The 10,579-nt window shown below is 30.0% G+C and carries 14 protein-coding genes; 4 read left to right on the forward strand and 10 right to left on the reverse strand.

Annotated features, from left to right (window positions below):
• Positions 1-41 precede the first annotated feature (41 nt).
• The gene (pafA, locus tag KO494_RS02810; RefSeq protein WP_215966078.1) at positions 42-1,724 is read left to right on the forward strand and encodes an alkaline phosphatase PafA; all 1,683 of its coding nucleotides are present in this window, start codon (positions 42-44) and stop codon (positions 1,722-1,724) included.
• A 92-nt stretch (positions 1,725-1,816) separates the two neighbouring features.
• Here the strand turns inward: pafA and KO494_RS02815 are convergent, their stop codons facing one another.
• From KO494_RS02815 to rsfS, 7 genes are all read right to left on the reverse strand, one after another.
• Positions 1,817-2,155 carry an SdpI family protein gene (locus tag KO494_RS02815; RefSeq protein WP_215966079.1) on the reverse strand — a complete coding sequence of 113 codons (339 nt, stop codon included), beginning with the start codon at positions 2,153-2,155 and terminating at the stop codon, positions 1,817-1,819.
• Positions 2,152-2,418: an acyl-CoA-binding protein gene (locus KO494_RS02820; RefSeq protein WP_215966080.1), complete on the reverse strand. Its 267-nt coding sequence runs from the start codon at positions 2,416-2,418 to the stop codon at positions 2,152-2,154. The genes KO494_RS02815 and KO494_RS02820 overlap by 4 nt, the downstream gene beginning before the upstream one ends.
• Positions 2,418-3,068, reverse strand: a complete 651-nt coding sequence (locus KO494_RS02825; protein ID WP_215966081.1) for a phosphatidylserine decarboxylase family protein — start codon at positions 3,066-3,068, stop codon at positions 2,418-2,420. Before KO494_RS02825 ends, KO494_RS02820 begins: the two co-directional genes overlap by 1 nt.
• Positions 3,058-3,879: a phosphatidate cytidylyltransferase gene (locus KO494_RS02830; RefSeq protein WP_215966082.1), complete on the reverse strand. Its 822-nt coding sequence runs from the start codon at positions 3,877-3,879 to the stop codon at positions 3,058-3,060. The genes KO494_RS02825 and KO494_RS02830 overlap by 11 nt, the downstream gene beginning before the upstream one ends.
• A 75-nt stretch (positions 3,880-3,954) precedes the next feature.
• A complete protein-coding gene (locus KO494_RS02835; protein ID WP_215966083.1) occupies positions 3,955-4,563 on the reverse strand; it encodes an LUD domain-containing protein in 609 nt (202 codons plus the stop codon).
• 117 nt (positions 4,564-4,680) lie between these two features.
• On the reverse strand, positions 4,681-6,606 hold the full coding sequence (ftsH, locus tag KO494_RS02840; RefSeq protein ID WP_215966084.1) for an ATP-dependent zinc metalloprotease FtsH: 1,926 nt from the start codon (positions 6,604-6,606) through the stop codon (positions 4,681-4,683).
• Positions 6,607-6,636: 30 nt separating this feature from the next.
• Entirely contained in the window at positions 6,637-7,008 is a 372-nt protein-coding gene (gene rsfS, locus KO494_RS02845) for a ribosome silencing factor (protein ID WP_215966085.1), read from the reverse strand.
• Positions 7,009-7,094: 86 nt separating this feature from the next.
• On the opposite strand from rsfS, the gene KO494_RS02850 reads away from it, so the two are divergent.
• Positions 7,095-7,826: a biotin--[acetyl-CoA-carboxylase] ligase gene (locus tag KO494_RS02850; RefSeq protein WP_215966086.1), complete on the forward strand. Its 732-nt coding sequence runs from the start codon at positions 7,095-7,097 to the stop codon at positions 7,824-7,826.
• On the opposite strand, the gene KO494_RS02855 is transcribed toward KO494_RS02850, so the two are convergent.
• Both KO494_RS02855 and pyrE read right to left on the reverse strand, forming a co-directional pair.
• Positions 7,823-8,218, reverse strand: coding sequence for an SRPBCC family protein (locus KO494_RS02855; RefSeq protein WP_215966087.1), 396 nt, complete (start codon positions 8,216-8,218; stop codon positions 7,823-7,825). The two genes, KO494_RS02850 and KO494_RS02855, sit on opposite strands and share 4 nt — an antisense overlap.
• Before the next feature lie 93 nt (positions 8,219-8,311).
• Positions 8,312-8,956: an orotate phosphoribosyltransferase gene (gene pyrE / locus KO494_RS02860; RefSeq protein WP_215966088.1), complete on the reverse strand. Its 645-nt coding sequence runs from the start codon at positions 8,954-8,956 to the stop codon at positions 8,312-8,314.
• Positions 8,957-9,047: 91 nt separating this feature from the next.
• On the opposite strand from pyrE, the gene KO494_RS02865 reads away from it, so the two are divergent.
• Complete coding sequence (locus KO494_RS02865) at positions 9,048-9,629, forward strand: NUDIX hydrolase (protein ID WP_215966089.1); 582 nt, start codon at positions 9,048-9,050, stop codon at positions 9,627-9,629.
• A 38-nt stretch (positions 9,630-9,667) separates the two neighbouring features.
• Here the strand turns inward: KO494_RS02865 and KO494_RS02870 are convergent, their stop codons facing one another.
• Complete coding sequence (locus KO494_RS02870; RefSeq protein ID WP_215966090.1) at positions 9,668-9,970, reverse strand: hypothetical protein; 303 nt, start codon at positions 9,968-9,970, stop codon at positions 9,668-9,670.
• Between the two features lie 165 nt (positions 9,971-10,135).
• On the opposite strand from KO494_RS02870, the gene KO494_RS02875 reads away from it, so the two are divergent.
• The coding region (locus tag KO494_RS02875; RefSeq protein WP_215966091.1) for a hypothetical protein at positions 10,136-10,579 on the forward strand (444 nt) is incomplete at its 3' end.

Here is a 10,579-nt window from a genome sequence, read left to right on the forward strand (position 1 = left end):
TATAAAAGCTGTATTTTTGTTTGAAAAATAATATTTCAATTATGAAAAACTTACTATATGTTTTTGTTTTCTCCTTGTTTTTTAGTTGTAAAGCACAAACAAATTTAACAACACAAACTAGCCAAGAAACAAGCCAAGAAGCTAAAAAAGAATTAAATACAACACCTAAATTAGTTGTTGGTATTGTAGTAGACCAAATGCGCTACGATTATTTATCACGTTTTTATTCTAAATTTAGTGAAGGTGGTTTTAAAAAATTAATGAACCAAGGTTTTAACTGTAAAAACAACCACTATAATTACATACCAACGTATACAGGACCAGGTCATACTTCTATTTATACTGGTACAACACCAAAATATCATGGTATTATAGCTAACAACTGGTATGATAAAGAAATTAAAGAAATGGTGTACTGTGCTGAAGATGAAAATGTAAAATCTGTTGGTACAGAAGCAAACGCAGGGCTAATGTCTCCAAAAAGAATGAAAACAACATCTTTTGCAGATGAAAATAGATTGTTTACTCAAATGCGAGGAAAAACCATTGGAATTGCTTTAAAAGACAGAGGTGCCATTTTACCTGCAGGGCATACAGCAAATGCAGCATATTGGTTTCATGGTAAAGACGAAGGAAACTGGATTACAAGTTCTTTTTATATGCCTCATTTACCAAAATGGGTAAATGATTTTAATGCTTCAGAAACAGCAGAATCTTATTTAAAAACATGGAATACCTTATATGATATTAATACATATACAGAAAGTGGTGCAGATTTAAATACTTTTGAAGGAGGTTTTAAAGGTAAAGAAACAGCAACGTTTCCTTATGATTTAAAAACGTTAAGCAAAGAAAATAACGGATATGATATTTTAAAAGCTACAGCCTACGGAAACTCTTTAACTGCAGATTTTGCTATTGCAGCAATTGAAGGTGAACAACTAGGCCAAGACACTAATACAGATGTTTTAGCAGTTAGTTTTTCTAGTACAGATTATGTAGGTCATAATTTTGGTGTAAACTCTAAAGAAGTAGAAGATACTTACTTGCGTTTAGATAAAGATATAGAACGATTAATACTTGCTTTAGATGCTAAAGTAGGAGAGGGTAACTACACCTTGTTTTTAACTTCAGATCATGGTGCAGTAGATGTGCCTTCTTATTTACAAAGTGTACATATTCCTTCAGGGTATTTTGACTCTAAAAATTTTAAAAGCAAATTAAATGATTTTATTTCTAAAAAATTTGGTGCTAGTGATTTATTAGAAAACGCAAGTAATAATCAAATATTTTTAAACAGAGAACGCATTGCTCTTCTTGGCTTAGATTTGCAAGTTGTACAAGAAGCATTGGTAAACGAAATAATTACCTATAAAAATATAGATAAAGTATATTCTGCAACGACTATGCAAACTACAGATTTTACTAGCGGAATTGAAGAATTACTACAAAACGGATTTAACCAAAAACGTTCGGGTGATGTGTTGGTGGTTAATGATCCTGCAGTTATTTCTTATAGCAAAACAGGATCTACTCATGGTTCTGGTTTAAATTATGATACGCATGTTCCTCTTTTATTCTACGGAAAAGGAATAATTAAAGGAAGTACTTTACAAAAAACGGTAATTACAGATATTGCACCAACAATTTCTGCACTTTTAGGAACTAGTTTTCCTAATGGAGCAACAGGTATTCCTTTAGATTTTGTACTTGAAAAACAATAATGTATATTACAATAGAGTAGTGTAATAACCTACTTCTTTATAAAAAAATAGTTATAGCTCTATATTTATGTTTTAAATAACAGAATATAGAGCTATAATTTTTTAAGCTTGTTTTCTGTTTTTACGATTAGAAAAATTATAGAGCCAATAATTAAAGTGGTACTAACAATCATTTCTGTTTGATCTTTTAGTTTAAAAAAGATATTTAGTGTAGAAAAAACGGTGAGTGCAACACCAATTAATGCTAATAGTTTAGAAGAATATTTTTGTGCAAAATCCCAGTTTTTTTGGTGTTTCATAGAGCGATTAGTTCTATAACCATAAAACATATTGATTTTTTTTGGCGGAAATATAAACATGATTATTCCTATAATTATAAAAAGTATACCTACTAAAGCAGGCATTTCTAAAATATAATTAATGGGTATCATTTTCTATATAAAAAGTAATTATTCACTAGGTCTATATAGGTTTGTTTCGCTTCGTCTGGTGTGATATTTTGAATTTGAAATAAGGCATTTGTTTTAAATGCATTTATAATTTCTTTTCTACTACTAGGTCTACTATAGTCATTAGTAGCCTTTTTATAGTATGCATATAAACGAAGCAAGAAATCTGCAGGAAACGGTTCTTTATGTGCATTTATTCTTGTTACAGCATCTAGGAAAGCGATATCTAATTTTTTAGAAGCCATTATATTTCTGCTATAATACTTTCACCACCACGTACTTTTTGGTTAAGTGAAACTTTAATATTAGTATCTAAAGGTAAATATAAATCTACTCTCGAACCAAATTTAATAAAGCCAGAGTCACTACCTTGTATAGCAGTATCACCAACTTTAGCATAGTTTACAATACGTTTAGCTAAAGCACCAGCAATTTGTCTGTATAATACTTTACCATATGTATTGCTTTCAACAACTACAGTTGTACGTTCGTTTTCTTCACTTGCTTTTGGGTGCCACGCTACTAAATATTTTCCAGGATGGTATTTACTAAATACTACTTTTCCGTTAATAGGGTAACGGGTTACGTGCACATTTATAGGAGACATAAATACACTTACTTGTAACCTCTTTTCTTTAAAGTATTCTTTTTCAAAAACCTCTTCAATAACTACTACTTTTCCGTCTACAGGAGAAAGTACTTGGTTATCATTGTTTAAGGTGTTTCTTTTTGGGTTTCTAAAAAACTGCAGTATTAAAATTAAGAATACAGCAACAGCTGTAAATAATAACATTTTTAGCCAATTTAGAGCTATAAATGCATCTATTAGTAAATAGGAAACTACTACAATAATAAATGTAATAGCAATTATTTTATAACCTTCTTTATGAAACATAATGTATAATTCTTAAAAATAAATAAATAAAAGGAGCTGCAAATATAATGCTATCAAACCGATCTAACAATCCGCCATGTCCTGGCATTATAACACCACTATCTTTAACTTTTGCTTGACGTTTAAACTTAGACTCAATTAAATCACCTAAGGTGCCAAATACACTTACTATTATGCTAATGATTAGCCAATTAGTAAATGTTAATGTGCTTGTATATTCTGCAATAAAATAACTGGATATACAGGCAAAAAATAAACCACCTAGAAAACCTTCAACCGTTTTTTTAGGAGATATACTAGGAAAAAGTTTCTGTTTACCAAACCTAGAACCAACCAAGTATGCAAAAGTATCATTAACCCAAACTAATATAAAACAACCTAAAAGTATATTAGGATTATATACTGGGTAATAATTAGCTATAAGTACTAAAAATACAAATGCACTAGATATATAAAAAATGGTTAGTAACCTTCTTTTAGAGCTAAAAAGCGGAATTGTTTTTTCTGAAAACAAATCTTTAATCAATAATAAAAGTACAAAAATAGAAATAACTTGAAGTATTTGTGTCGCTTCATTTAGTCCTGTGTTTGATTGCATTACTAATTGCCAGTACCCAAAAATAAAATAAATAGCAGCAAAAATAATGTAAGATAAAAAGCCTTTTAATTGAATAAGTTTTTTAAACTCTGCTAAACAAATAACACCAAAAAGAAAAAAAAGAAGAATTAATGCATGTTTATTATATAATGAAATAATAAGTAGTAGTACATAAATTAATCCTGAAAATGCGCGAATAGCAATGTCTTTCATCTGTTGGTTTTAGTTTTTAAAAGAAAAGATGTAATTTATAAGTTGGTTAATAAAATGTGTTTTTTACATTTCATCTTAAAGATCTTCTAAAAGCAACAAATATAAGTTTTTTGAACTACTTCCGTAAGATAAGAAGTCTTTTTCATCACAAGATTTAAAGTGCTTAATGGTTGTAATGTTTGTAGGTATTTTTTGTTTGTTTTTCGTCTTTATTCCCTTTAGTCCTTCTCCTATGTTTTCCACAATTTGACTTGTTGTGGAGAAAACTATAAAGTTGTCAGGTAATTCACTTAATTTTTTTTCAGCAATTTGATTTGACGAAATAAGTAGAGAGCCATCATTTGCAATAAGGTTTTCACAGGTGGTAAGCATGTATTCTGCTTGTGATACTATTCTCGTGGTTTTTAAATTAGATTTATAAAATTTTTCTTTTAAGTTCTCATCAATAACCAGAGCGCCTGATTCATGCCAATCATTTTCATTTATAATTTGTTGCATGCAATCAAATACCTCGTTTAAATTTTCGCAATACAAGAACTTTCCACCATTAGTTTTAAAGTTTATAGTAAACCTTTCATCTATTGGTAGTTTTATTTCTGGCATGTATTTGCCACGATTATCAGATTGTAGTTCTTCTTCTGTTGTTTTAGATTTAGAACCAAAAATTTTTCTAAAAAGACTCATTTAAATTATAGCAGTTAATTCGTTAGCTATAGCGTTTTTCAAAGATAAAAAATCTTAAACTAACCAATGGGTTAATTTAAGATTTTAAATTAATGTTAACAATTTTATTAAAATAATTTATTTTTCTAATAAAGGGCGTTCTTCTACTTCAAAAGGACGTTTTCCAAATATTTTTTCTAAATTATCTTTAAATATAACTTCTTTGTCTAGTAAGACTTCTGCTAATTCGGTAAGCTTGTCTTTGTTTTCTTCTAAAAGTTTAACAGCTCTATCATATTGTTTTTCAATAATGTCAGAGATTTCTTTGTCTATTAACTCTGCAGTTTGCTCACTGTATGGTTTAGAAAAACCATATTCATTTTGCCCTGAAGAATCATAATAAGTTAAGTTTCCTATTTTGTCACTTAAGCCATAAACAGTAACCATTGCTCTGGCTTGTTTAGTTACTTTTTCTAAATCGCTTAATGCACCAGTAGATATTTTATTAAAAATCACTTTTTCTGCGGCACGACCACCAAGAGCAGCACACATTTCGTCTAGCATTTGCTCTGGTCTAACAATTAAGCGTTCTTCTGGTAAGTACCATGCAGCACCTAAAGATCTACCTCTTGGTACAATGGTTACTTTTACTAAAGGAGCAGCATGTTCTAGCATCCAACTTACAGTTGCATGACCTGCTTCATGAAATGCTACAGCTCTTTTTTCTGAAGGAGTAATTATTTTGTTTTTCTTTTCTAGTCCTCCAATAATTCTATCTACAGCATCTAAAAAGTCTTGTTTGTCTACTGCTTTTTTACCTTGTCTGGCAGCAATTAATGCAGCTTCATTACAAACATTAGCAATATCTGCTCCTGAAAATCCAGGAGTTTGTTTAGATAAGAATTCAAGATCTAGACCTTCTTCTTTTTTAAGCGGTCTTAAGTGTACTTCAAAAATTTCTTTACGTTCACGAACATCTGGAAGATCTACAAATATTTGTCTATCAAAACGTCCTGCACGCATTAAGGCTTTGTCTAATATATCTGCTCTATTGGTAGCAGCAAGAACAATTACGTTTGTGTTTGTACCAAAACCATCCATTTCTGTTAGTAATTGGTTTAAGGTATTTTCGCGCTCATCATTAGAACCTGACATGGCGTTTTTACCTCTTGCACGACCAATAGCGTCTATTTCATCAATAAAAATAATGGCAGGAGATTTTTCTTTAGCTTGTTTAAATAAATCTCTAACTCTAGATGCTCCAACACCTACAAACATTTCTACAAAGTCTGATCCAGATAAAGAAAAGAAAGGTACTTTGGCTTCACCAGCTACAGCTTTTGCTAATAAGGTTTTTCCTGTTCCTGGAGGTCCTACTAATAATGCTCCTTTAGGTATTTTACCTCCTAAAGAGGTGTATTTTTCTGGGTTTTTTAAGAAGTCTACAATTTCTTGTACTTCTTCTTTAGCGCCTTCTAAACCAGCAACATCTTTAAAAGATGTTTTTACTTCTGTGTTCTGGTCAAAAAGTTTTGCTTTAGATTTACCAATATTAAAAATTTGACCTCCAGCGCCACCTCCAGCACCACCAGACATGCGTCGCATAATAAATACCCAAACACCAATTAAAAGTATAAAAGGTATTAAGCCAATTATTAAATCTCCCCATGCATTAGAAACCGTTTTATTGCTTAAAATATCGTATTTGCCAATGGCTTTTAAATCGTTTTCAAAGTTTTGTAAGTCACCAATTTCAAAACTATAGTTTGGTAATTTTGAGGTGCTTGGTAAAAAACTAGAAGGTTTAGATTTTTTGTGTATATCTTTTTCTTGTGCTTCAGGTGTTAAATAAACATTAGCTTCATGTCTATTTATGATTTCAACTTTTGCAACATCATTATCTTTTGCGAATTCAAAAAATTCTGAAGGTGTAATTGTTTTTGCGTCTTGTAAACCACTTCCGTTAAAAAATTGCATTGCAATAAAGATGGCTATGATACCACCATATATCCAATAATAATTAAACTTTGGTTTTTTGCTATTTGTATTTTTGTCGTTTGCCATATATATATCCCACAAAAGTGGTACTCCTGTTTAATAGTTAGATTCTATAACTGTGGTTTTTGCGTCTCCCCAAAGACTTTCAATATCATAATACTCTCTAATGTGTTTTTGAAATACGTGAACAACAACGTTTACATAATCTATTAAAACCCATTCAGCATTGTCTAAACCTTCAATATGCCAAGGCTTATCTTTTAAATCTTTGCTTACTTTTTTCTGTACAGAATTAACAATTGCACTAACTTGTGTATTAGAAGTACCCTCACAAACTATAAAGTAGTCACAAACCGTATTTTCTATTTCGCGTAAATCTAGAATGTTTATATTTTGTCCTTTTACATCTTCAATTCCAGCTAATATTCCTGTAATTAGTTGGTCAGGATTTGTTTGTTTTTTTGTCATTAATATGAATTAAATTTGTGCAAAGTTATTATTTTTTTAGTTCTTTATAGTGTTAAAAATCTATAAGATTTAAAACCACTAATATAATGCGTATAATCAAACTTAATGCCATCAACTCTACGAATACTTTTTTAAAGCAATTAAGTGTGCAAGAAACTGTTGTAGATTATACTGTTGTGCAAACAAATTACCAAACAAATGGTCGTGGGCAAATGGGTACTTCTTGGTCTTCAAATACAGGAGAAAACCTTATGTTTAGTGTGTTTAAAGATGTTTCGTTTTTAGGGTTTGATCAGCATTTTTATATAAGTATTACGGTTGCTTTAGCTATAATTAAAACATTGAAAGCGCATGAAATTTCTAAATTAAGCATTAAATGGCCAAACGACATTTTGTCAGAAAACAAAAAGATTTGTGGCATTTTAATAGAAAATAGTATCAAAAAAAACAAGTTTAAAGATAGTATTATAGGAATTGGTATCAATGTAAATCAAACTAATTTTGAAAATTTACCACAAGCTTCGTCTTTAAAAAAGCTAACAGGAAAGGTGTTTGATATAGAAGAATTACTAATAGATTTAATAGAAAACCTAAAGCATTATTTTTTAATTTTAGAAAATAGAAATTTTGAAGAATTAAAGAGTACTTATGAAAAGTACTTGTTTAGAAAAAAGAAACCTTCTACGTTTCAAGACATAGAAGGTAATATGTTTTCTGGTATTATACAGTCTGTTTCGCAAAACGGAAATCTTCAAGTACTTTTAGAAGATGCGGTATTAAAGGAGTATAATTTAAAAGAAATTAAACTCTTATATTAAACAGCTTCTGGCATGTTGGTTGTTAAAGTTTCAATAAATTTACTTATTGGTCCTTTAATCATCATTGCCATCATAGCGTTAAACTCACCAGCAAAAATTAATTGAACCTCGCTAGAAGTTTCTGTAATTGCTAAAATATTTGCGGTTAAAGAAAAATCTATTTTTCCGCCAGCAGCACCCAAAACAATTTTATGTGGTGCTTCTGTTTCTTTCTTTTTTAAAATAATTTCTGGCATGCCTTTTAAAGCAAAAAGAAATTTATCTGTATCTAAAACTTCAAATTTATTAATGTTTTCAGGCATTAAGCTTTCAAAGTTTTTTACATCACTTAAAAAATCAAAGGTTTCTTGAGCAGATTTTTCAATGGTAGCTTTAGGAGATTCTAATTTCATTTTCTTGTAATTTATTTGTTGTTGCTCTGTTAGTTTACTTTAATTTTTGGCAATATGTTTTAACAAAGCAATTCATTATACGTTTTATATCTATCAATTAGCGTTCCATTCGCTAGGATTTGCATTCCAATTTTTTAAAGTTGCTAATTGCTCTTCTGTAATATACTTGGTGTCTAGTGCTTGCTCTAATAAGTTTTCGTAATTACTTAGTGTATTTAAGGTTATGTTTTCTTCCTTAAAATTTTGTGCTGCAATATCAAAACCATAAGAGAAAATGGCAACCATTCCTTTTACGTTTACATGTGCTTCTTTTAGTGCTCTAACGGCATTCAAGCTGCTTTTTCCTGTACTAATTAAGTCTTCAACAACAACAACATTTTGTCCAGATTCTAAAAATCCTTCAATTTGGTTTTTTCTACCATGTGCTTTAGCTTCTGGTCTTACATATACAAAAGGAAGACCTAAATACTCTGCCACTAGCATACCAATGCCTATCGCTCCTGTAGCAACTCCGGCAATTACATCTGGTTTTCCGTATTGTTGTTCAATTTGTTTTCCCATGGTTTCACGAATATAGTTTCGTATTGGTGGAAAAGATAAAATGATTCTGTTGTCGCAGTATATAGGAGATTTCCATCCAGAAGCCCAAGTAAATGGTTCTTTCGGACTAAGTTTTATAGCATTAATTTGCAATAAAACTTCTGCTGTTTTTTTGGCTGTGTCTTTATTAAAAATCATAGTGGCAAAATTACATATAAATTTAATTTTAATGCTATTTGTTTTGAGCAAAAAAATGATATTTTTACAAAAGATAACCATAATAAAAAAAATGTATCAAGTTTTTGTAAGCGATAAACCTATAGTACTAACCAATATAGTTGAGAAAGAATCCGGTTTTAAAAACTATTTGCTTGATTCTGTGAATATTGGTAAGGTTATAAAAGAACTCAATACTACTTCATTAAAAGAAGTTAGACTTATACATAAAAACCCAGAAAAACTTCTGAAAAAGTTTTTAAAACTCTTACCCAACGTAGTTGCTGGTGGAGGAAAAGTGTTTAATGATGCAGGTGAAATACTTTTTATTTATAGAAATGATAAATGGGATTTGCCTAAAGGAAAAGCAGAGCTTCATGAAACTATTGAAGAAACTGCAGTAAGAGAAGTTGCAGAAGAAACAGGAGTTGCTGGTTTAAAAATTGTAAAACCTTTACAAACTACTTACCATATTTTTAAACGTAACGGGAAACATAAAATTAAAATAACCTATTGGTTTGAAATGAAAACTAGTTTTACAGGAAGATTATACCCTCAAGAAAATGAAGGAATTACTAAGGTAGAATGGTTAGATACTAAGGAAAGTAAAAACGCTTTAGATAATAGTTATGCTAATATTAAACTTTTGGTTTAAGTAGAGCCATTTTTTATAGCAAAATAAAGCACTTCTTTTTAGGTTTTATTTATGACGTTGTTTTTAGAATGTTTTTGGTTTATTTCTAATTCTATTCCTATATAGTTTTTGTAATCTTGTTTGCGTAAGTAAGTTGTAAAACCATCTGCTTTTCCTAAATACGGATAGTTATATCTTACCTGTAGCGTATTATCTAATTTTAAAATTTCTTCTTTTTCGTTTTCTGCAAGCAGTTTAGAAAATTCTGAAAATAATTTTTTGTGTTGTAAACTTCTGTTTAACTCAATTAATAAGCAGCTGGTTTTACAAAAGCATAAAAATATTTTTAACCAATAAAACATATTTTTTTCACCTAATAATGAATCAAATAAATACTGTTTTTGCTAATAAAATCTGGATTTTTATAGGATATTTCTGTCTAAATAATAATAAAAAAAGTTAGACAAAAGTTTTGTTTCTGTTTTTTAATTGCTTAATTTTGAGAGTAATAAGAAAAACAAACAATTATGAAAACAAAACTAATCAACAGGAACCCCAGATTACAAACCCTACTTTTCATACTTACATTATTTTTTTCTATAACTTCTTTTTCACAATCCAATAATTGTGAAGCGTATGCAGGAACACTTACTGCAGATGATGAACTTGTAACTATAATGGATGGTACAGCAACTATTTCGGCCACGCCAAATGGAGACATGTATGTGCCTGACGATTTTATGGTGATTTATGGGTTAACACAAGGGGAAGAACTCTTGTTGATAGCAGGTTCTCATACTCCAGAATTTCAAGTAACAGAACCGGGAGATTATACTATTCATACTTTAGTGTATAATCCGGATACTGCTAACTTAGGACTTATTAGCTTAGGGAGTACTACTGGCTTTGATGTTAATGGCTATCTAATTCAAGGAGGCGGAATGATTTGCGCATCATTAGATGTAGCAGGA

The organism is Lacinutrix sp. C3R15, assembly GCF_018860825.1.
Taxonomy (GTDB): Bacteria; Bacteroidota; Bacteroidia; order Flavobacteriales; family Flavobacteriaceae; genus Oceanihabitans.